The organism is Streptomyces sp. RK62 (assembly GCF_018070255.1).
GTDB lineage: Bacteria > Actinomycetota > Actinomycetes > Streptomycetales > Streptomycetaceae > Streptomyces > Streptomyces nigra.
In genome coordinates this window covers 261638-282128 of the sequence record NZ_JAGPYD010000006.1, presented here as the reverse complement: position 1 = coordinate 282128, position 20491 = coordinate 261638, and the positions used below count along the sequence as shown (strand labels likewise).

17 protein-coding genes are annotated in these 20491 nt (G+C 71.3%); 8 read left to right on the top strand and 9 right to left on the bottom strand.

What is annotated here, in order from left to right:
- Positions 1 to 152: 152 nt before the first annotated feature.
- Entirely contained in the window at positions 153 to 3869 is a 3717-nt protein-coding gene (locus KBY32_RS13955; RefSeq protein ID WP_247689428.1) for a S8 family serine peptidase, read from the top strand.
- A 149-nt stretch (positions 3870 to 4018) separates the two neighbouring features.
- Here the strand turns inward: KBY32_RS13955 and KBY32_RS13950 are convergent, their stop codons facing one another.
- A complete protein-coding gene (locus KBY32_RS13950) occupies positions 4019 to 4504 on the bottom strand; it encodes a helix-turn-helix domain-containing protein (protein ID WP_210980235.1) in 486 nt (161 codons plus the stop codon).
- 270 nt (positions 4505 to 4774) lie between these two features.
- Here KBY32_RS13950 and KBY32_RS13945 point away from each other — a divergent pair, with 270 nt between their 5' ends.
- A complete protein-coding gene (locus tag KBY32_RS13945; RefSeq protein ID WP_210980234.1) occupies positions 4775 to 5593 on the top strand; it encodes an enoyl-CoA hydratase/isomerase family protein in 819 nt (272 codons plus the stop codon).
- An 800-nt stretch (positions 5594 to 6393) separates the two neighbouring features.
- Entirely contained in the window at positions 6394 to 7038 is a 645-nt protein-coding gene (locus tag KBY32_RS13940; RefSeq protein WP_210980352.1) for a DsbA family oxidoreductase, read from the top strand.
- Positions 7039 to 7148: 110 nt separating this feature from the next.
- Here the strand turns inward: KBY32_RS13940 and KBY32_RS13935 are convergent, their stop codons facing one another.
- Positions 7149 to 7997 (bottom strand): alpha/beta fold hydrolase, encoded by an 849-nt coding sequence (locus tag KBY32_RS13935; protein ID WP_210980233.1) that lies wholly within the window; start codon positions 7995 to 7997, stop codon positions 7149 to 7151.
- A gap of 210 nt (positions 7998 to 8207) precedes the next feature.
- On the opposite strand from KBY32_RS13935, the gene KBY32_RS13930 reads away from it, so the two are divergent.
- A complete protein-coding gene (locus KBY32_RS13930; RefSeq protein WP_210980232.1) occupies positions 8208 to 8699 on the top strand; it encodes a MarR family winged helix-turn-helix transcriptional regulator in 492 nt (163 codons plus the stop codon).
- A gap of 89 nt (positions 8700 to 8788) precedes the next feature.
- Here KBY32_RS13930 and KBY32_RS13925 read toward each other — a convergent pair whose 3' ends face one another.
- Positions 8789 to 9637 (bottom strand): prephenate dehydratase, encoded by an 849-nt coding sequence (locus KBY32_RS13925; RefSeq protein ID WP_210980231.1) that lies wholly within the window; start codon positions 9635 to 9637, stop codon positions 8789 to 8791.
- Positions 9638 to 9851: 214 nt separating this feature from the next.
- Positions 9852 to 10427: an SDR family NAD(P)-dependent oxidoreductase gene (locus KBY32_RS13920; protein ID WP_210980230.1), complete on the bottom strand. Its 576-nt coding sequence runs from the start codon at positions 10425 to 10427 to the stop codon at positions 9852 to 9854.
- Positions 10428 to 10504: 77 nt separating this feature from the next.
- On the opposite strand from KBY32_RS13920, the gene KBY32_RS13915 reads away from it, so the two are divergent.
- The 4 genes from KBY32_RS13915 (at position 10505) to KBY32_RS13900 (ending at position 15611) form a co-directional block, all read left to right on the top strand.
- Positions 10505 to 11299: a hypothetical protein gene (locus tag KBY32_RS13915; protein ID WP_210980229.1), complete on the top strand. Its 795-nt coding sequence runs from the start codon at positions 10505 to 10507 to the stop codon at positions 11297 to 11299.
- Positions 11300 to 11304: 5 nt separating this feature from the next.
- The gene (locus KBY32_RS13910) at positions 11305 to 11952 is read left to right on the top strand and encodes a DedA family protein (RefSeq protein ID WP_210980228.1); all 648 of its coding nucleotides are present in this window, start codon (positions 11305 to 11307) and stop codon (positions 11950 to 11952) included.
- Positions 11953 to 11999: 47 nt separating this feature from the next.
- Complete coding sequence (locus KBY32_RS13905; RefSeq protein WP_210980227.1) at positions 12000 to 13154, top strand: PEP/pyruvate-binding domain-containing protein; 1155 nt, start codon at positions 12000 to 12002, stop codon at positions 13152 to 13154.
- Between the two features lie 210 nt (positions 13155 to 13364).
- Positions 13365 to 15611 (top strand): SpoIIE family protein phosphatase, encoded by a 2247-nt coding sequence (locus tag KBY32_RS13900; protein WP_210980226.1) that lies wholly within the window; start codon positions 13365 to 13367, stop codon positions 15609 to 15611.
- A 134-nt stretch (positions 15612 to 15745) separates the two neighbouring features.
- Here KBY32_RS13900 and KBY32_RS13895 read toward each other — a convergent pair whose 3' ends face one another.
- From KBY32_RS13895 to KBY32_RS13875, 5 genes are all read right to left on the bottom strand, one after another.
- Complete coding sequence (locus tag KBY32_RS13895) at positions 15746 to 16258, bottom strand: cupin domain-containing protein (protein WP_210980225.1); 513 nt, start codon at positions 16256 to 16258, stop codon at positions 15746 to 15748.
- A 166-nt stretch (positions 16259 to 16424) separates the two neighbouring features.
- Complete coding sequence (locus tag KBY32_RS13890; RefSeq protein WP_210980224.1) at positions 16425 to 17225, bottom strand: enoyl-CoA hydratase/isomerase family protein; 801 nt, start codon at positions 17223 to 17225, stop codon at positions 16425 to 16427.
- A 116-nt stretch (positions 17226 to 17341) separates the two neighbouring features.
- Positions 17342 to 18697, bottom strand: coding sequence for an MFS transporter (locus KBY32_RS13885; protein WP_247689427.1), 1356 nt, complete (start codon positions 18695 to 18697; stop codon positions 17342 to 17344).
- A 544-nt stretch (positions 18698 to 19241) separates the two neighbouring features.
- Positions 19242 to 19478, bottom strand: coding sequence for a hypothetical protein (locus KBY32_RS13880; protein ID WP_210980223.1), 237 nt, complete (start codon positions 19476 to 19478; stop codon positions 19242 to 19244).
- A 352-nt stretch (positions 19479 to 19830) separates the two neighbouring features.
- Positions 19831 to 20385 carry an ester cyclase gene (locus KBY32_RS13875; RefSeq protein ID WP_210980222.1) on the bottom strand — a complete coding sequence of 185 codons (555 nt, stop codon included), beginning with the start codon at positions 20383 to 20385 and terminating at the stop codon, positions 19831 to 19833.
- Positions 20386 to 20491 lie beyond the last annotated feature (106 nt).

The following is a 20491-nucleotide window of genomic DNA, read 5'->3' as shown; positions in this document are numbered from 1 at the left end:
TCCCCTTGACTTGGCAATCAGGTTCCTCTTGGATGACGGCGCGTCACTTGATGAAACAGATAGTTTCAGGAGCAAGTAAGTTCTGACGATTATTCACGCGTCAGTCGCACGACTTGCATCGAGTAATCCAATGCGCGTCAGAGGGAGTCGCTTTGCCCAACCTTCCCGTCCCGAGACCAGGCCCGGTCGCGTTCACCGCGGCCATGGTCCTGAGCCTCGGGGTCCTGCCGGTCACCGGAGCGCTTCCCGCGCTCCCGGCCGCCGCTCACCCCGCCGCCCCGCAGGGGACCGGTGAGGCCGGTGGCACGCACACCGTCACACTGATCACCGGCGACGAGGTCTCGGTCGCCTTTTCGCGGGGGCGGACCACCGTCCGGTCCGTCGAGCCCTCGGGCCGGGGGACGGCCGGGACGACCGGCTATCACACGGTGGTCACGCACGGAGAGACATACGTGTTTCCGGCGTCCGCTCTGCCCTACATCTCCTCGGGCCGGCTGGACAAGCAGCTGTTCAACGTGACGCGACTGATCGCGGACGGCTACGACGACGCGCACACCGACAGACTTCCGCTGATCGTGCGCTACACCGGCGACACGGCCAAGGCCCGCGGCACGGTCAAGCTGGCCGGCTCCACCACCGTCCGACGGCTGGACAGCATCAAGAGTGCGGCCGTCACGGAGAAGCGGGCGCAGGCCTCGGCGTTCTGGTCCGCACTCACCACCGGCCCCGGTGCGACGCCCGCCTCCTCGAAACCGGCCTTCTCCGGCGGCGTCGCGAAGGTGTGGCTCGACGGCCGGGTGACCGCGGACCTGGCCGACTCGACCGCCCAGATCGGCGCTCCGCGGGTATGGGAGCGGGGCCATACCGGCAAGGGCGTCAAGGTGGCGGTCCTCGACAGCGGCGCGGACCTGCAACACCCGGATCTCGTCGGGCAGGTGGACGGCACCGCGACCTTCGTCCCCACCGACGAGGACGTGACCGACACGGTCGGCCACGGCACCCACGTCGCCTCGACGGTCGCCGGCACCGGCGCCGCCTCCGGCGGCCGGGAGCGGGGCGTCGCCCCCGGCGCACGCCTGTCGATCGGCAAGGTCCTCAACCCCCGAGGGCAGGGGCAGCAGTCCTGGATCATCGCCGGGATGGAGTGGGCCGCCCGGGAGGAACGCGCCAAGGTCATCAGCATGAGCCTGGGCGGCCAGGGCGACGGCACCGACCCCCTGAGCCAGGCGGTCGACGACCTCAGCGCCGAGACCGGAGCCCTGTTCGTGGTCGCCGCCGGCAACTCCGGGCCGGGGGCGCACTCCATCGGCAGTCCCGGCGCCGCGGACGCCGCACTGACCGTGGGCGCGGTCGACTCCTCGGACCGTCTCGCCGACTTCTCCAGCCGGGGCCCTCGGTCCGGCGACGACGGGCTGAAGCCCGAGGTGACCGCGCCGGGTGTCGGCATCCTGGCCGCCCGCTCCCAGGACAGTTCCGAGGGCACGGGCCCCTACACGACGATGAGCGGCACGTCGATGGCCACCCCCCATGTCGCCGGAGCCGCCGCCCTGCTGGCCGCCGCCCACCCGGACTGGACCGGTGAGCGGTTGAAGCAGGCGCTCGTCAGCAGCGCCAGGGCCACCGGTACCCACACCCCTTATGAGGCGGGCGCGGGGCGCGTCGACGCCGAGACGGCGGTACGCGCGAGCGTCTTCGCCACGGCGAGCGCCTTCGGCGGCTTCCACTCCTGGCCCACGGCACCCGACCGGACCGACGTGCGGACGGTGACGTACACGAACACCGGCGACACCGAGGTCAGCCTGGACCTGACGGTCGACGCCCGTGTCGCAGCCGACGCGTTCACCGTGTCCGAGCGTCGGGTCACCGTGCCCGCGCACGGAACCCGGTCGGTCGAACTCACCACGGCCCTCGCCCGCATACCCGGTGACAGGCCGGTCAGCGGCATGCTCGTCGCGACCGACGGCACCGGTGACGTCAGGGCCCGGACGCTGATCGGTGCCTCACGGGAAGGGGAGCGGCACGATCTGACGATCGTCGCCAAGGACCGGTCCGGTCAGCCGATCACCGGCGCGTCCGTTCTCCTGTCCACTCAGAACCTGTGGTCGTCCGCGACGCTCGACGGCTCCGGCAGAGCCACCCTGCGTGTCCCGCCGGGCGAGTACGGTGGATGGCTCTTCGCCACCGTCACCGGGGCCAACGGCCCGCACGCGCGCGGGCTCGCCCTGCTCAGCTTCCAGAACACAAAGGTGGACCGGGACCGCACCGTCACCCTCGACGGACGTGCGCTGCGGCAGGTGCGGGCGGACGTGCCCCAGGCCGCCACCCGCGTGGTGTCGCGGCTGGACGTGGCGCAGGAGTACGGCGACAGCTCCGTGTCGACCGTGCTGATGCCCGACGAAACCCACGACAGCATCTGGGCGCTGCCCTCCGCCCGCCAGGACGGTGCGGGCTTCACCTTCGGTGCCCGCTTCCGCCTGGAGCAACCGGCATTGACCCTGGCCTCGCGGTCGCGTGTCTTCGACGAGATCATGACCAAGCGGGGCGTCGCACCGCTGGCGGCCGGCACCCACCGACTCAAGGCCGTCTACGGCGGCGGGGGATCGGCCGCCGAACTCGCCGCGGCAGGGGTGCGCGGCAAGGCCGTGGTCGTCCACCGCAGCGACGGCCTCACCCCCCTGGAGCAGGCGTCGGCCGCCGCGGAGGCGGGCGCACGGCTGGTGGTGATCGTCCATGACGGCGTCGGCCGGCTGCTCCCCACGCCCGACGGGATCACGGACCCCGCCCCCGCCCCGCTCTCGATGGCCACGCTCGACGCCGACCAGGGGGCCGGTCTCCTCGCCGCAGTGCGGCGAGGCGGTGAGACCCTCACCGTGACCTCGAACCCCACCACCGACTACCTCTACGACGTGGTGCGGCACTGGACCGGCGGTGTCCCTGCCGATCCGACATGGCGGGAGCAGAGGCACGACCTCGTCCCCGTCGAGGTGTCGTTCCGCAACTACCGCCAGGGCGACGCGTACGAGTTCCGCTCGGACGAGCAGGGTTTCTCGGGCATCTGGGTGCCGCTGCCGGCCCCCGCGCGGGGCAACCGGACGGACTGGCTCAGCGCCGACGTCCCGTGGCAGGACTACGCGGGCATCCTCGGTGAGATGAGCCAGCAGTCGCAGGAGTTCACGACGTACCGCCGCGGCACCACCGGACGGGTGTCCTGGTTCGGACCCGTCCAGCGGCCCCGGATGGGACCGCTCGGCTCCACGCCCGCCCGCTACGGCGACACCATGTGGCTGCCGGTGCCGGGATGGGGCGACTCGGGAGCCGGGCACATCGGTGACGCCCACGGCAACTTCGACGTCAAGAACCTGATGACCCTGTACCAGGGGGACCGCGAACTCGACCAGGGCAACATCGAGAAGCTGCTGCCGTCCGGGCTGGCCCCGCAGCGGCTGCCGTACCGGCTCGTCGTCGACAACGACCGGGGGAGGTGGGCCAGTCCCTACTCGCGGCACACCCTGACCGAGTGGAACTTCACCTCCCAGGAGACCGGCGCCGAGACGACGCTGCCGCTGATCCAGCTGGACTACGGCGTGCGCACCGACCCGGCGGGCCGCGCCGACCGCCACGGACACCTCACCGTGACCGCCTCGCACCTTCGCGGCGTGACCAGCGCCGTCGGAAAGCCGACCGTCGAGCTGTCGTACGACGACGGTGCGACCTGGCGGCGCGCCGATCTCGAACGCCGGGGCGACGGATGGCGGACGACGCTGCGCGCGCCGAAGCGGGCGACGTTCGTCACCGTGCGGGTCGTCGCCGAGGACGACGACGGCAACAGCGTCTCCCAGACCCTCGTCCGCGCCTTCGGACTGCGCTGACGCACGACGGGTGACGGCAGGGGCGGGACCGTGGCATGCGGTCCCGCCCCTGTCTCATGAGCCGCACAGGACGTCACCCCGTCGGGCTCGTGCCCCGCGCAGGCGGCCTTCCCGGTGTGGGAAGTCGCCGGGTCCGCCGCCTCCGCGGGTCAGGTTGTGGGCGGGGCGGTGCCGTCCGAGACCGGGGCGCCCAGGTCGACGTCGTCGATCGGCGCCTCCACTCCGTGCTCGTCCACGAAGGCGACACGCAGGGCCTGTCCGCTCGTACGGCTGCCCCGGCGCACCAAGGGGCCCTCGGGGTGCGGACAGTGCTGGTCACCCCACTGCTGCAGGGCGCCGAAGAGCACGACGAGTTCCCGCCCGGCCGGGGTCAGGTGGTAGGCCATCCGGGAGCGGGCTCCGGCCTCGCGGTAGGGACGCTTCTCCAGCACACCGCCCTCCACCAGGACGCCGAGCCGCTGGGTGAGGACGTCGCTCGCCACGTGCAGCCGCTCCTTGAACTCCGAGAAGCGGGTCTCGCCGTTGAGCGCCTCACGCAGGATCAGCAGGTTCCAGCGGTCTCCGACGATCTCCAGGGCGCGGCTGATCGAGCAGCGTGTCTCTCCTGCGGCCGTCTCACGACTTCTCCTCGGCATGTGACAAGTCTACCTCTGGGACGTCTTTTCAAATCCAGGTGCTAGATTTGAAATCAGGTTCCAGCCGGGCCGGTCGCGAGCGGCTGCCCGGCTCGACGCCGGCCGGCGTCCGCCGGGCTGTCCCACGACCAGTGACCGCTCTCCGTGCGTGGCCCCGTCCGGGCCCTGACAGCGAGCCGCGGGGGAGTCGCCCACGCGGGCCGTTGCGGCCGTCAACCCCTCAAGCACCCACCCGCGTGCCACGGCCCGCGGCCACCACAGGAGATCCTCATGAGCGCCTTCGAACAGTTCGCCGTCGACGAGATCAGCCCCTCCTACTGGCGGGTGACCTTCTCCAACGGCGACATCAACCTGATCGACCCGGACACCATCGAGCAGCTCGCCGAGCTGATCACCCGCATCGAGGAGGCGCCCGACCTGACGGCCGTCGTCTTCCGCAGCGCCAACCCGTTCTTCTTCATGGCGCACTGGGACATGCGGGCCGACCGCTCCCGTGTCGCCGCCATGAAGCCCGCTCCGTCCGGACTGCATCCGTTCGCGGACAACCTGTACCGGCTCGCCAAGGTCCCCGCCGCCACCATCACCGAGATCAACGGCCGTGCCCGCGGCGCGGGGAGCGAGTTCGTCCTGGCGACGGACATCCGTTTCGCCGGACCGGGTGCGATCCTCGGGCAGTTCGAGGTGGGCGTCGGATCGGTGCCGGGCGGCAACCCCACCGGCCGGCTCCCGCGCCTCCTGGGCCGTGGACGCGCCCTGGAGATCCTGCTGGGCGGCGACGACTTCCCCGCCGATCTCGCAGCGGCGTACGGCTACGTGAACCGCGTGCTGGCCGAGGACGAACTGGAGCGGTTCGTCGACCGTTTCGCCAGGCGCCTCGCGGGCTTCGACAAGGTTGCCGTCGCCCGGACCAAGTCCCTGGTCGACGTCGAGTCGCTGCCGACGGCCGAGTCGTACGGGGCCAGCCTCCAGGCCTTCTTCCAGACCTCCGGACGTCCCGAGAACGCCCATCGGGTCCGCTCGCTGTTCGAGCGCGGCCTCCAGCGCCCCGACGGCGTGGAGCTCGATCTCGGCCGGCGCCTGGCCGACTGAACAGCGGCCTCGCGTCCCCTCGGCACCTGTCGGCAGTTCCGATGCAGGGCGCGCGTGACCCTGCCGCCGTGTGTCGCCTCGGCAGGCCGACGGCTCCTCCGGGGACACCCGATCACGGAGCCGCGGCCTGACGCGGTGACGTCGGCGTGCACGTCCTCGCACCGTGAGGGCGTGGAGCGCCCGGCCGCGCTCGGCGTACACCATGCCGGCGAGCCGCCGGGGTCGGCGGATGCGGGCCGTGGGGTCGCAGCGCGGCTCCGGCGGACCGGATCGCGCCGTGCGGCAGGCGTGGTCGGTGTCGGTGCGACCACGGTCCACATCGCACCCGGCGCCACGAGCGAGGTGCCCCTGCACACCGACCCGGCCGGGGCGGCGCGGGGCCGCTATTACGGGTACCTGACCGCCACGTCGGCCGACGGCGCCGTCGCCGTGCACACGACCCTCTCCCTCCAGGTGCACGCCCCCGGCACAAACGACCGTGACCCGCGCCTATCTCCACCGCGGAGCCGAGTGAGCCGCCGACCCGCTGTCGTGGACTGAGGCGATCGAGGGCGAGGGGTGCCGGAAGCGTCGGCTTCCGGCACCCCTCCGCCGTGTCTACAACGGCCTGCAGGAAGACATAGCCTCTGACATGGCCTTTTGTTAGAAGACGGTCGGTCGTCTATTCTTCTTGGGGAGGCGCCGGTGAGTCACTCCGGACCAGGTCGTCACTCGCCATCGTGACGGGTCCGCGCGGGCGCCCTCGTCGTTCGGCGTCGGGCCCTTCACGCCCGCGGCCCCGTACAGAGAGAGACCAGATGATGCGTGTCGAGATGTGGACCGATGTCGCGTGCCCGTGGTGCTACGTCGGCAGGGAGCACTTCAAGAAGGGGCTCGCCGCGTTCGAGCACCGTGACCAGGTGGAGGTCGTCCACCGGTCCTTCGAGCTCAACCCCCGGGCCGAGAACGGCACGGTGCCGATCATCGAAGCGGTCGCCGCGCAGTACGGCCGGACCCGGGAGCAGCAGGTCGCGCGGGAGGAACAGGCCGCGGCCATGGCGAACGCGGTGGGGCTGGAGTTTCGTATCGGCGGACGTGTCTTCGGCAACACCTTCGATGTGCACCGCCTCGCGCACTTCGCGGCCACCCGCGGACTCCAGGGCGCTTTCCTGGACCTCGCCTTCCGCGTCAACTTCGCGCAGGAGGCCTCGATCTACGACCGCGAGACCCTGGTGGGTGCGGCGGTCGAGGCGGGGCTGGCCGACGCGGAGGTGCGGAAGGTGCTCGACGACCCCGACGCCTTCGCCGACGAGGTGCGTGCCGACGAGCGACTCGCCGCGGAGCTGGGCGCCGGCGGCGTGCCCTTCTTCGTGCTGGAGCGGCGCTACGGCGTCAGCGGTGTCCAGTCGCCCGAGATGTTCACGCAGGCACTGGAGCAGGCGTGGGCGGACAGGGCCGCCGCCTGACCGACCGGCCGACGGGGCACGGCCGCTCCCCTCATGAGGGGAGCGGCCGTGCCCCGTCGGCCTGGAGCCAGTTGGTCCGACCCGGGTCCCGGCGACACCCTGCCCAGGGCTCAGCGACCGGCAGTGGAGCGTGCGGCCTGCTCGATGATCCGGGTCACCGCGTCCGGGCGCGAGACCGTCACGGCGTGAGAGGCCTTGATCTCCGTGATGTGGGAGTGTGCCCGCCCGGCCATGAACCGCTGTGCGGCGGCCGGGATGTTGAGGTCCTGGGTGGTGACCAGGGTCCAGGACGGGATGGCCTTCCAGGCGGAGTGGGTGGCCTGCTCCTCCAGGGCGGCGGCGGTCACGGGCCGCTGGGTCGCGGCCATCAGGTCGGTGACCCGGGTGGGGACGTCAGCGGCGAACTGGTCGTGGAACTTGTCCGCCTTGATGTAGAGGTCGTTGCCGGTGCCACCGCCTGGCAGCGTGAAGGGCACGGTGTTCAGGGTCGGGCCGAGCGTGCCGCCCGGGTACTTGTTGGACAGTTCCAGGGCGCTCTCGCCCTGGTCGGGCGCGAACGCGGCGATGTAGACCAGGGCCTTGACGTTCGGCTCGTTCTCGGCGGCCTCGGTGAGCACCGCCCCGCCGTAGGAGTGGCCGGCCAGCACGACGGGGCCCTGCACGCTCTTGAGGAAGCTCTTCAGGTAGTCGGCGTCGCTCTTGAGGCCCCGCAGCGGGTTGGCCGGGGCGACCACGGGATAACCGTCCTGCTTCAGGCGCTTGATGACGCCGTTCCAGCTGGAGGAGTCGGCGAACGCGCCGTGCACCAGGACGACGGTCGGCTTCTTCACCGGCGTGTGGTGCTTGGTCGTCGCGCCCGCGGAGGCGGTGACGGACAGGGCGAGCGCGGCGGCTCCGGTCAGGGCGCCGACGACGGCGGCGCGCTTGCGGGTGGGGCGGAAGACGGACGTGACCTTCATGGGAACTCCTCCAAGAATCAAGGCGGTTGTGCCGGGGTGGCCCCGGCCTGTCCCGCCTCGGTGGCGGCGACAGGAAGAAAGTTAGCGCGCAATTAACTTGTGCGCAAGTTAAGTGGAGGCGAGCGTATAGTGTCCCCTAGAAGGTGGGGCAATGTCCGGATTGCCGCATCCGAGAGGCGGTCTGCCGACCTGAGAGACAAGGACTGACACATGAGCGACGAGGCGAACGCACTCGAGCCGAACGATGTCCCGCCCATGCTGGACAAGCACCTGTGCTTCACCCTGTACGCGGCTTCCCGCGCACTCACGGGCGCTTACCGGCCTCTGCTCGAGCCGCTGGGTCTGACCTATCCGCAGTATTTGGTCCTGGTCGCCCTCGGCGAGCACCGGACGGTGTCCGTCAAGGACCTGGTCGCGATCCTCCAGTTGGACTACGGCACGGTGACCCCGCTGATCAAACGTCTGGAGGTGAACGGCCTCTTGAAGCGGGAGCGCCGGGCCGATGACGAACGGGTGGTCCAGGTAGCGCTCACCGAGGAGGGCGTGGCGGTGCACCGGCGTCTCTCCAGCGTTCCGCCCGCGATCGGGGACGCGGTCGGGCTTGCGCCCGAGGAGATCGCCACCCTTCAGACACTCGTGCGACGGCTGACGGTCAACGTCAACCGCCACAACGCCGGCACGACGCGGCAGCCGACGGCCTGAGCCGACCGTACGGCCGCCAGGACCGGACTCACCACCACCGGCTGAGGGCCGCCCCGCGTGGCGGGGCGGCCCTCAAGGGTGTCCTCGGGTCACCCGGCCGGTTCTCGCAGTCGGTGGGGGTGCGCCGGGTAGACCCCGAGCATGCGTACCTCGGACGTGAAGAAGCGCAGTTCCTGCAGGGCGAGGGCGACGCGTGACTCGTCGGGGTGGCCCTCGATCTCGGTGTAGAAGCAGCTCGGGCTGAGGCCCGCGCCCATCTGGTAGCTCTCGATCTTGGTGAGGTTCACACCGCCGCTGGCGAAACCACCGAGCGCCTTGTAGAGGGCGCTGGGAATGTTGCGTACGGCGAAGAAGAGACTCGTCATCGTCGGCTCGCCCGACAGCGGGGGAATCGCCGCCTCCCGGGACAACACCACGAAACGCGTGGTGTTGTCGGGGTCGTCCTCGACTCCCTCGCGCAGTACTTCCAGGCCGTACTGCCGCGCCGCCGCGGGCGGGGCCAGGGCCGCGTGCCGGGGGTCGCCCAGCTCGGCCACCTCACGGGCGGCCCCCGCGGTGTCGTCGCTGACGAGCGTGCGCCAGCCGCCCTCCCGCAGCAGCTTTCGGCACTGTCCGAGCGCGTGCACATGGCTGCGTACGCACTCCACGTCGTCCAGCGACGTGCCTGGTACCGCCATGAGGTCGAAGTGGATGGCGAGGAAGAACTCCCCGACCACGAACAGCCCCGACTCGGGAAGCAGGTGGTGGACGTCCGCGACGCGTCCGGCGGCGGAGTTGTCCACAGGGATGACCGCCAGGTCGGCGGTCCCGAGCGTCACGGAGTCCAGGGCCTGCTCGAAGTTCGTGTGCGGCAGCTCGGCGGCACCGGGAAACAGACGCTGGACGGCGGTCGCCGAATTCGAGCCGGGTTCACCCTGATAGGCGACGGTCGTTGCCATGAGTCGCTTTCGGCCGAGGTACGGGAATCAGGCGCCGACGAACGGCGCCGGATGAGACGGTAGTCCGCGGAGGCGGTACAAGGCTGCGCTGTCCACAACGAGAGACCGCACTGCCGGTGCCGACGCGGCTCGTCCCGGCGCTGGTCCCCCTTCATGCCCGCGCACGACGCCGACGACGGCGGGTCGCCGAGGCCGTCCGGATGGGTGTCGTTCGTCAGTGGCCGACGTTCTGGCCGCCGTCGACGTGGAGGATCTCGCCGGTGACGAAGTGGGCGTTCTCCAGGTGGACGACCGCGTCGACGATGTCGCTGACCTCACCCATCCGGCCGACCGGGTGGAGCTCGGCGAACGCGGCGTGGTTCTCCTCGCTGTGCATCGGTGTCTTGATGATGTCGAGGGACACCGCGTTGCTGCGGATGCCACGGAGCATCTGCTCGACCGAGGGCTGGGTGAGGCGGAAGAAGCCGTCCAGGTTCACGCCCTTGACCGCGGCGTATTCCTCCGGGGTGTACTCGGTGAACAGCTTGGCGATGAAGATGCCGGCGTTGTTGACCAGCGTGTCGATGCGGCCGAACCGTTTCATGGCGGCGCTCGCCACGCGCTCGGCGGTGGACGGGTCGGCGATGTCACCCTGCACCGTGCCGATGTCCGCGTCCTCGGACGGCGTGATGGTGCGGGACGTGGCGACGACGGCGCGGCGGCTGGGGCGTCGTCCGGCTCCTCGTCGCCGGAGGCCGGGGCGGCCGCCGAAGCCTGAGCGACCGGTTGCCTCCTGTGTGCGCTGCCACACGGCGCCAACTCGCTTGCTTGACGCAGCAAGTAATGATTATGCTTGTTTCGTCAATCAATTTGAGGGGGGTAGTCGACGTGGACACCCACACCACCACGACGCCGGACTCCGCGGCCGAAGGAACGGTCCTTCCGCTCCGCGGAGGTCGCGCCGAGGCTGCACGCGACACGCTTCTGAACGCAATCCTGCGGCAGTTGGCCACGGGAGCGGCGGCGGTCGCGATGCTGCACGCAGCCGTCCTGGGCGTCTTCTCCCACGGCGAGCCGTACCCCGATCTCGCATGGCTGATTACAGGGGAGGTGACGACCTCCCTCTATGTGCTGCTGCCCTGGCCTCTGACCGCGCTGGTCCTGCTGTGGCTCGCGAACCAGCGGCCGGCGCTCTACGCCCGTGCCGCGGTCGCGTTGCTGCTGACCAGCGCGGCCGGGCTTGCGTACGCCGGCTGGACGACCTTCGGAGACCTCCCGGCGCACGAAGGCGGTCTGCTGCGGGAGTACTTGGCACTGCCCGGCGCTCTGAACGGCTGGTATCTGCTGACGGCCGTGGCGACGGCGGTCGCCCTCCCGTCACTCCGTGCTCGGATCGCCGTCGTGACGACGGGTGCGGGTGCCGGCATGACATCCGTCCTCACCTCCGCCGATCCCCTGCGCGCCGCTCTGTTCGCGGCGGGAGTGCCGCTGCTGGCATGGTGGGTCGCGGGTCGCTTGCCGGGGTACCGACCGGAGCCCCGTCGGCCGCAGGCTGACGCCTGGGACCCGCAAGGCCCGGTGACCCCCGCGCGAACTCGGCCCCCCACACGGAGCCACACGCGAACCTTGGTGCCACTCCGGGTTCCCGCCCGGCCCACCGCGCCGACGCGGCATGCGGGCTGAAGGCCATGCACCTCGACGCCGTCGTCGAGGCGGCCGGATGGTGGTCGTACGCCCTGGTGTTCGCCCTGACGGCCGCCGAGACCAGTGCCTTCGTCGGGCTGCTGGTGCCGGGGGAGTCGGCCGTCCTGCTCGCGGCGGCGGTCACCGGCCATGGCGGACTGAACATCGCGCTGCTGGCGGCCGTCGTGGTCGCGGGCGCCGTCACCGGTGACAACCTCGGCTACGCCCTGGGCCGCCGGTGCGCGAAGCACCCCGGCCATCGCTGGACGCAGAGGATCCCGAGACACCACCGCGACGGACGGCTACGGGCCTTCCTCGCCGACCACAGTGGTGCGGCCGTGTTCACCGGCAAGTTCATCGGCTTCGCCCGAACGTTCCTGCCCTACCTCGCCGGCTCGTCGGGCATGCGGTACCGGCGCTTCGCCCTCTTCAGCACCGCCGCGTCACTGGTCTGGGGCACGGGCACGGTCCTGGTCGGCCACTTCGCCGGCTCCGCCGCCATCGAACTGCTCCACAGGGCCGGCGTGATCGGCGTCGCGGCGCTCGCCGTCGTGATCGCCGCCGCCCTTGCCGCCCTGCGCATCCGGGCGCGCCGCGGACGGCACCCCATCAGTTCGGCCGTCGTGGCGTCCGGCGGCCCACGGGATCAGTGACCGCGACCGGACGCCGTCCACCACCCCCATGCACAGGAGAGACAGCAATGCGATTCGAGGCTGCGGAGTGGGCCGTCGTGCCCCTGAGCACCCCCTCGGCCGCGGACCCGGCCATCACCGGGGCCAAGGCCGCCCATCTGGCCCGCGCTGCTGAGGAGGGGCTGCCCGTGCTGCCGGGTTTCGTCCTGGTGCCCGCGACGCGTACGCGCAGCGCCCTCACTGGGGACGAGGCGCTGCGCGGTGCCTGGCGGACGCTGGCCGGCGAGGACGGCCGGGAGCCGCTCGTGGTCCGCTCCTCCTCCCTCCACGAGGACACCGAGAACTCCTCCATGGCGGGACGCTTCGACTCCGTTCTGGACGTCCGGGGCTGGGACGACTTCGTCGCCGCCGTGGGGACGGTCCTGTCCTCCGCCCGGCGCGTCAGGCCCCTGCGTCCGGCATCGCAGGACCTGCCCGACGACGGGATGGCGGTGCTGGTGCAGCCGATGCTCACGTCGGCCGTCGGAGGTGTGATGTTCGGCGCCGACCCGATCGAGGGGCGTACCGACCGCATCCTCGTGAACGTGGTCCGGGGAGGCCCCGACCACCTCGTCGACGGCAGCACGCGGGGCGTGCGGTACCAGCTCACCCGGCGCGCCCGGCTTGTGGGCGGTGCGCCCGCGGCCCGGCTCCTCACGCGGGCACAGCGACAGCGTCTGGTGGGCCTGGCCAAGGTGGCCGAGCGTGTCTTCGGCGCTCCGCAGGACATGGAGTTCGGCTTCGGCCCGGACGGCGCGCTGTGGCTGTTCCAGGCCCGGCCCATCACCGCCATGCCCCCTCGTCCGCCACGCGGCGCCCGACTGCTCGGGCCTGGCCCGGTCGCCGAGACGCTCCCCGGTGTGCTCCAACCGCTGGAGGAGGACCTGTGGATGGCACCCATGTCCCACGGCCTGGCCGTGGCCCTGGACATCGCCGGCGCCGCACCCCGGCGCCGGCTGCGCCGAGTCTCCGTGGTGAGGTCAGTGCACGGCCGGGCGGTGGCGGATCTGCGTCTGCTGGGCACCGTGCCGTCCGCCCACCCAGCGCGGTCGTGCTGCGCTGAGCGGGCGCCGCGCGCTCGATCAAGGTCCCGCCGCCTGCCGAGCGATCCGCCGCCCGGCGGAGGCCGCCCTGTGCCCGACGGGGCGACGCGCCGGCTGTTCGAGAGCGGCGAGGGTCCGTGAAGCGCGGTGCGCGGCGCCGCCCCGGGCAACGCTCCTGGGGCGGATCGAGGAAGGTGTTTACTGGAGCTGTAGCCGTTTCTCCGGCGATCACCGCGTCGGAGCGAGCGGCTGGGAGGCGCCGGGTCCGCCTCGCGGGCAGGCGGTCACGCCGCCGACGGCGGATCTTCCGCCGGTGCCCGGCAGGCCGGCAGTGCTGGAGGGAGCCCTCTCGTGGCGAGCAGTACACCGGGCAGAGGCCGGCGACGCGGCGGCTCCCGCGTCGTCCAGGGCTCCGATCTTGCGGAGGCCCTGAACTGCGCCGCTCGCGAGGCGAGGCGAGGGCTGGACGCAGTGTCGGCGGCGGTCTACCTGCTGGACGAGGCCCAGGGCGCTCTGCGGCTGGCGCTGGCCGGCGGGAGTGCGCCTTCGTTCTTCACCTTCCCCGGCCGCATGGCGCTCGACATGCCGTCCGCCACGGCACGCGCGTGGGCCACGGGCAGGGCGGCCGCGCTGATCGATCCCGATCCCGCCGGCCCGGACCAGGACCACGTGCTCCCCTATCCGTACGTCGCCCTCTCGGCGCCCGTCGCCTCCGGCGACCGGCGCTTCGGAGCCCTCACCGTGCTCCGTGTGGAGACCGCGGGGGTCTTCGGGCACGGCGACATGCTGTTCCTGGAGGACGTCGGGCGCCAACTGGCCGCCGTCCTCGCGCACCTCGTGGACGACGGCGTCGGCGTGGCCGCGGGACCGACGCCGATGCTCGTCCCCGCGGAGCAGGAGGTGGACACCAGCGTGTGCACACCCGGTTGGGGTGTGCGCGACGTTCCGGGGTCCTCCGGTACGAGCATGATGTTCCCGCTGCGGCGGCTGGCGGAGCTGCTCAACCGGGCCACGACCATGGACGACGTCGTGTCGGCGGCCCAGTACTGCGTGATGTCCTCGCTGCGTGCCGACGCGCTGGTGCTCCTCTCGGCACGCGAGGGCCGCCTGTGGGTGCTGGGCCACAGCGGTGACTCCACGGAACTGGCCCGCCGGCTCCACGGTGCCGGGGTGGACGCTCAGACACCTGCGGCCGCGGCGTTCCGCGGACGGCCGCTGTACCTCACCGGGGAGGGGACCTCGCTCCTCGACGCGACGTCCGCGGGCGAGCCTCGCACCGAGGCGTACCTGCCGCTGCGGGGCGACGGGCAGTTCGTCGATCTGCCCTTCGCCGTCCGCAGCACGGTCGTGGCCGTGTGCTGTCTGGCCTTCTCCGGCCCGCGCCGGTTCCCCCCCGAGGAGCGGGTGCTGCTCGGAATGATGGCGGGACTGCTGGGGGCGGCCGTGGAGCGCGTCGAACTGATCGCGGAGCAACACGAGGCGGCCCAGCTGCTGCAGCGCTTCCTGTTGCCGGCGCAACTGCCGGACCTCCCGCGACTGGTCACCACGGCGCGTTACCGACCCGCCGATGTGACCTCCAAGGTGGGCGGCGACTGGTTCGACGTGTTCCGGATCGCGGATGACCGTGCGGTGCTGGTCATCGGCGATGTGGAGGGCCACGCGGTGGAGAGCGCCGCCGTCATGGGACAGGTGCGCACCGCCATGGCGTCCTATGCGACCGAGGGCCATCGCCCGGAGGCGATGATCGACCGGACCGGAAGGGTGCTCGCCGAGCTGGGCACCGCCCTGACCGTGACTTGCTGCGTCGTGGCGCTGGACACGCTCGGCGGTACCGCGGAGGTGGCTCTGGCGGGCCACCCCGCTCCTCTGGTCCGGCACCGCGACGGGACCATCGATGCCCTGGACGCCCCGGCCAACGTGCCCCTGGGGGTGCCCATGAGCCAGCCCTACGAGGCCCGGGAGTACACGATCGAGTCCGGTTCGATCCTGATGCTGTACACCAACGGGCTCGTCTCCTCGAGGTCGGAGAGCCCGGAGACCTGCGCGCGGGATCTGCTCGGTGCGACCGACGCCGTACGCATGCCGCATCTGGAGGATCTGGCCGAAAGGATCGTCTCGGAGGTCGTCACACCGCAGCAGCGCCGGGACGACGCCGCCCTGCTGCTGGCCCGGTACGAGGGAGCGGGGCGCCAGGAGGAGCCGAGGGCCGCGGGGATGCACATCCAGCGACGCGATCTGCGGGGGGTCAGGACGGCCCGCGCGTTCGTGCACGAGCAGCTCGGCTCATGGGGCCTCGAGGACATGGCGGACGTCGTGGAGCTGGCGGCCTCCGAGATCGTCACCAACGCGCTCATCCACGCCGGGAGCGACGTGGATCTGCGTCTGCGGATCTTCGAGGACCATCTGCGACTGGAGGTCCGGGACTCCGACACCAACCCGCCCATCCCCTCGGCGCTGTCGCTGACCGAGGAGGAGGCACCCGAGGCCGAGCACGGTCGCGGCATGCTGATCGTGGAGTCGCTGGCCGACGAGTGGACCAGCTATCCCAACGGTCAGGGCAAGACGGTGGCCCTAGAGCTGGTCATCCCCCAGCTCTAGGCGGTGTCTTGTCGATCAGGCCGGGCTCCCGGCGTCTGGCGCCGCCGATACACCCCCTTGTCAGCCTGCCGTTCGGATCAGGTGTCGACTCCGGCCCACTGCGCCGGCCGGCCGCCGCGACCAAACCGGGTCGGTCAGGGGAGCATGATCGTCCTGGACTTGCGGATGACGTCTCCGGCGCGGGCCGCCATGTCGTCGTCGATGGGTGGTGGAGTCTCGCCGGCCCGGGCGGGGACGCTGTGGTCCAGCATGAGCTGTTCCAGGCCGGGCGGTGTGTAGATGAACAGCAGCCTGGCAGCGTGTATCCGCCTGTTCTTGAAGCCGTGCCTGATCCCCTTCGGCACGTGGATGAAATCGCCGGCGACGGCGGTGAACTCATGGTCGCCGTCCACGAACTCCAGCTCACCGTCCAGCACGTAGAAGGTCTCGTCCTCGTGCGTGTGCGCGTGCGGGATCGGGCCGCCTCCGGCCGGCACGGTGGCTTCGACGAAGCCCAGATGCCCACCTGTCTGCGCGCCTGTCGCCTTGACCGTGTAGACGTCGTTCGCGGCCCAGACAGTCGGACCCTCACCGGACGGCACGTACAGTGCGCCGCGCCGGTTCCACCGCGGATCGTCGGGTGCCACATCCTCCAGGGGAAAACTCATGGGTCTCCGTTGCTCGTTCCCTGCCGACCGCGTCCGCTCCGGTCGGGCCGGCCTGCTCGTGATCCACACCTACATTACTTGACCAGGCAAGTACGTGTGTCGGCGGTGTGTGAATGTTCCGGGAAGGCAACTGTGACCGCGCTCGGCGCGCGCGGCGCCCTGAGCGTCAGGTGTCGGCGATGAGCTCTCCGAGGCGGTACTCGAGGTCGCCCCGCTGCTGCATGCCCCGTTGAAGCAGCAGACGGATCCGCCCCTGCGCCTCCGGCCAGGTCAGTGAGGTGCGGAAGGTGTCCTGGCCGGCCCTCAGGTCGTCCTCCTTCGGGAGGGTGGACCTGTTGATCAGTGCCTTCACCTCGGCCAGCGGCTGCCGGTCGAAGGAGGCGATACGTGTGGCGAGGCGCTCCACGTAGGCGTCCAGTTCGGCATCGGGCAGTGCCCGGTTGATCCAGCCGTACCGTTCGGCCGTCTCGGCGTCGTAGTCGTCGGCGCCCGCGATGATCTCCAGGGCTCGGGCCCGCCCCACCAGGCGCGGGAGTCGTTCAGTGCCTCCACCGCCGGGAGTGATCCCCGCCCCGACCTCCGGTTGGCCGAGGATGGCCTTCTCCTTGCTGGCGAACCGCATGTCGCAGGCCAGGAGGAACTCGTTGCCCACTCCTCGCGCCCGGCCCCGGACGGAGGCGATGGTGAGCACCCGGGAGCGGGTCATGCGCGCGGCGACGTCCAGCCACGTGGGTCCCGAATAGGGCTGCTTCGGCGGCACCAGGTCGAAGTGCGCGAGGAAGAAGTCGGGATCCGCGCTGTCGAAGGCCACCACCTTGACGTCGTCGTCGGCCTCCATCTGGTCGACGAGTTCGCCGAGGGCCGCGAAGGTGTCGAAGGTGACGAGATTGATGGGAGGGGAGTCGAAGGTCACCCGCCAGTACGCGGCGGACCGCTGCACCACTCTGAAGGGGGGAGAAGTATTCATTTTTGCACCTTATGTTCTCCTGTGAGTTCGAGGAGATTCGCGCGAAACGCGATTCGCGTCCCCTTTCCTAGCCAGACAGCTCTGTCTGGTGTGATGTGGTGACTTCGGAAAAGGGGTCACCGTCGCGTCATCGGTGCCGCGGGCACCGGCTCGGAGGCGAGCGCCGGCTGAGCCGGCAAGTCGGTGGACCGCAGCACTGCCGTGTGCTCGGCGCGGCGACCGCTGCGGAGCAGCCCGGTCAGTGCCACCAGGGCCAGCAGGACGACCGCTGCGCCGTACTCGCGGGCGGTCGGCACCAGGCCGCCGCCGTGCACCACCAGGAACCCGCCGATCACGGCCGGTACACCAAGGCCGACGTAGCAGATGACGTACAGCAGGGACAGCACGCCCGCCCTCTCGTGCGGCTCGACCAGCGGGACGACCAGCCGGATGCCTCCTTGGAAGCCGGCTCCGAACCCGAAGCCCGAGATCGCCGCAGCCACGAAGAACGTGGTCACGGCGAGTGATCCGCCGTTGGAGGCCACGGACGCCAGGGTGATCAGCACACCCGCGATCAGCGAGCCGACGCCGATGAACATGACCTTGCGCGTCGCCGTCCCGCGCAGCAGCAGCACCGCCAGGCCGGCGGCGGTTGCGAGCACGAAGAGGGGCAGGCCGCCCCACACCACGGAGTCGGAGTGGACCAGCGTCCGGATGATGGCGGGGCCAAGCGCGGCGTACAGGCCGGTCAGCGCCCATACGGCGAACATCACCGGCGCGGCGATGCCCACCGCCGGGCGGGCCGTCCTGGGGAGCTTGAACTCGGGAACCATGCTGGCCAGCGCACCGCGGGCGCGGGAGACGGTCTCGCCCATCGCGAGCACCGCGAGCGCCTGCAGCACGAACACGCCCAGCAGTATCAGGTAGACCAAACGGGTCGGGGCCGGCAGGTACTGCACGAGCAGAGCGGAGACCATGGCGCCGGCCGCGGTGCCGAGGGTGGGCGTGAGGGAGTTCAGGAAGCCGCCCCGGCGCGCGTCGATGTCGAGCATGCCGGCGTCGAGAGCACCGACCGCGGCGCCGGTGCTGATCCCCTGCAGAATGCGCGCGGCGAGCAGCGAGTTCACCCCGCCGGCCTCGGCGAACACCACCATCGCAAGCGCCTGGCCGAGCAGGGCGACCAGCAGCACGGGCCGCCGGCCCACATGGTCGGAGATCTTCCCGAAGACCAGGAGGGAGAGGAGCACGGCCACCGCGTAGATGCCGAAGACGACGGTGACGGTGATGGGGGAGAAGCTCCAGTGCTGCTGGTAGATCGCGTACAGGGGGGTCGGCGCGCTCGACGCCGCCAGGAGCGTCATGAGGATCGAGGCCAGCACACCGATGGAGGCGGTGGGGCCGAGTCGCCTCCGGCGCGGGGCCGCGTGGGCGGGCGCCCGCTTCTTGAGCGAGCCCTGCGGGACGGACTGACGTACGAGGGATGCGGAGCGCATGCGGTACTTCCCGGTCGGCGGGCTTGGTGGCGCCATACTAGACAGATCTGTCTAGTAATGGAGGAGTGCGGACCGTGAGACATCTCGCAGTGGACTCCGCTGCCGGCCGGGAATAGGGCGTGCTCCCCCGTGGAAGGGCCTCACCGGTGGTGCGGCAGATATTCGAACGGCCCGGCATCGCCGTAGGGGTCCCGGGACTCAGGGGACCGGCGGCGTCGTATCTCACCGGCGAGCCCGCCGCCCGCCCCGTGCGCCGTGCGAAAGGTTCCTGGGAGTCGTCTCGCCCCACTCCTCCGTGCCGGCGAACGCGGCGGTGGGCACCCATCGCACGCAGGTGGGCTAACGTCGGACGCGGGGCGTGTTCCAGGGCCAGGGAATGCCGTCCCGTACTCGGGCTGCGATCAGCGCCGGCTTGCCCACCGGGGCGGTGTCCTCGAGGCTGCCGAAGATCACGGCTGGTGGCAGCGGCTGTGAGGCGCGCGCCGGGGGCTCGCGCAGAGTGTGCCGGGCGGCGGTGGCAGCGGCTCGGGCGGTGATCCGCTCCTCAGCTCCAGACGAGCTGTCGGACCGGATCGTTGTCCGGCTGGTCGGTGGCGGGCGTAGGCCGGGCCCCGACGGCGATCGTCGTCCTGCGGTGCCGGCCGTGGCCGGTGCTGTCGGCGCCGAGGGCCCACAGCTCTCCGTCCGCCTGTCGGCCGCGGTGGCGGCCGGTGCCGGCGATGTAGAGGTCGCTCTCGGTCCGGGAGGGGTCGGGCTGGCTGTCGGGCACGGTGGAGGGCATGTGGCTTTCCTTCCGGGTGTCAGGGGAGGTCGGGGCCGACACGCGAGCTGTCGGCCGTGAGCCACACTAGTTTTAATTGCTATGCGAAGCAAATATCGGCGGCCTTTGGACTGCCTCACGCGTGCTCCCTGGGCTACACGTCGCACATGTGCCCTCGCGCCATGCGGCGGCCCTCGTCGGGCGTGATGCGTGTGTTCCGGCCTCGGGGGCCTCGGCCGCCATGAACGGCAGCAGGGTAGGGCCCTGCCGGGGGGCGGGCCGGGCGAATGGAGGCGGGCCGCTCCGGCCGCTGCCCTCGGGCCTGCTGGATCCATCCGAAAGGACCCGGTGGTGGCGGCCGGAAGGGGACCCGTTACGCCTGTGCGGCCGCGTCGGCCGCCTGCGTCGTCACACGTTGCGCGGCCCGCTTGGCTCGGCCGGTCAGTCGCCATCCGACCATGCGCAGCATGCCGGCTGGCTCCGGCGGAAACACGCCCAACTGTCCGAGCATCGTGACGTCGTCGCGGACCGCCTCGTGCGAGACCACCTTGCCGTCGCGTAGCCCGAGCACATGGATCTGCTCGAAGTCGATCTCGCGCGCGGTGGGAGGTACCGCCTGGTCGAGGGCGCCGTCCCGGAACTTGACGAAGGGCCCGGTGTGCCGGCCCTGCATACGCAGTCGCACCCAGACCCGGTCGCCCGCGTCGGCGACGTCGGTGACGACGAAGCGCAGGTCGCTGAAGGCGGAGCGCATCCACGCCCCCGAGGCCAGCACCCCCGCGGGACCCGGGGTCGAGCAGGCCTCCGGCGACACCGCGGCCTCGCGGTTGCGGAACTCGGGGTGCACCACGTCGGCGGCCAGGGCCGGGTCACCTGTCTCGAGGATGCGGAAGAGGCCGCGGCCCAGCTCCGAAGCGTCCATTCCCATGGTCAAGCCTTTCGTCGGCGACGCGATCCGCGCTGCGGGCGTCGGGAGGGCGCGGGGCCGGCTCCGGTGTCGGGCGTGGGTTCCGCGCACACGTTCGAGGTAACAG

What these genes read in the sequence shown, in the direction of transcription:
- KBY32_RS13925 (WP_210980231.1), bottom strand. Translation starts at nt 9,637, where the DNA reads ATGGCAACGACCGTCGCCTATCAGGGTGAACCCGGCTCGAATTCGGCG.
- KBY32_RS13890 (WP_210980224.1), bottom strand. Translation starts at nt 17,225, where the DNA reads ATGAATACTTCTCCCCCCTTCAGAGTGGTGCAGCGGTCCGCCGCGTAC.
- KBY32_RS13880 (WP_210980223.1), bottom strand. Translation starts at nt 19,478, where the DNA reads ATGCCCTCCACCGTGCCCGACAGCCAGCCCGACCCCTCCCGGACCGAG.
- KBY32_RS13950 (WP_210980235.1), bottom strand. Translation starts at nt 4,504, where the DNA reads ATGCCGAGGAGAAGTCGTGAGACGGCCGCAGGAGAGACACGCTGCTCG.
- KBY32_RS13895 (WP_210980225.1), bottom strand. Translation starts at nt 16,258, where the DNA reads ATGAGTTTTCCCCTGGAGGATGTGGCACCCGACGATCCGCGGTGGAAC.
- KBY32_RS13930 (WP_210980232.1), top strand. Translation starts at nt 8,208, where the DNA reads ATGAGCGACGAGGCGAACGCACTCGAGCCGAACGATGTCCCGCCCATG.
- KBY32_RS13940 (WP_210980352.1), top strand. Translation starts at nt 6,394, where the DNA reads ATGCGTGTCGAGATGTGGACCGATGTCGCGTGCCCGTGGTGCTACGTC.
- KBY32_RS13885 (WP_247689427.1), bottom strand. Translation starts at nt 18,697, where the DNA reads ATGCGCTCCGCATCCCTCGTACGTCAGTCCGTCCCGCAGGGCTCGCTC.
- KBY32_RS13905 (WP_210980227.1), top strand. Translation starts at nt 12,000, where the DNA reads ATGCGATTCGAGGCTGCGGAGTGGGCCGTCGTGCCCCTGAGCACCCCC.
- KBY32_RS13935 (WP_210980233.1), bottom strand. Translation starts at nt 7,997, where the DNA reads ATGAAGGTCACGTCCGTCTTCCGCCCCACCCGCAAGCGCGCCGCCGTC.
- KBY32_RS13875 (WP_210980222.1), bottom strand. Translation starts at nt 20,385, where the DNA reads ATGGGAATGGACGCTTCGGAGCTGGGCCGCGGCCTCTTCCGCATCCTC.
- KBY32_RS13945 (WP_210980234.1), top strand. Translation starts at nt 4,775, where the DNA reads ATGAGCGCCTTCGAACAGTTCGCCGTCGACGAGATCAGCCCCTCCTAC.
- KBY32_RS13910 (WP_210980228.1), top strand. Translation starts at nt 11,305, where the DNA reads ATGCACCTCGACGCCGTCGTCGAGGCGGCCGGATGGTGGTCGTACGCC.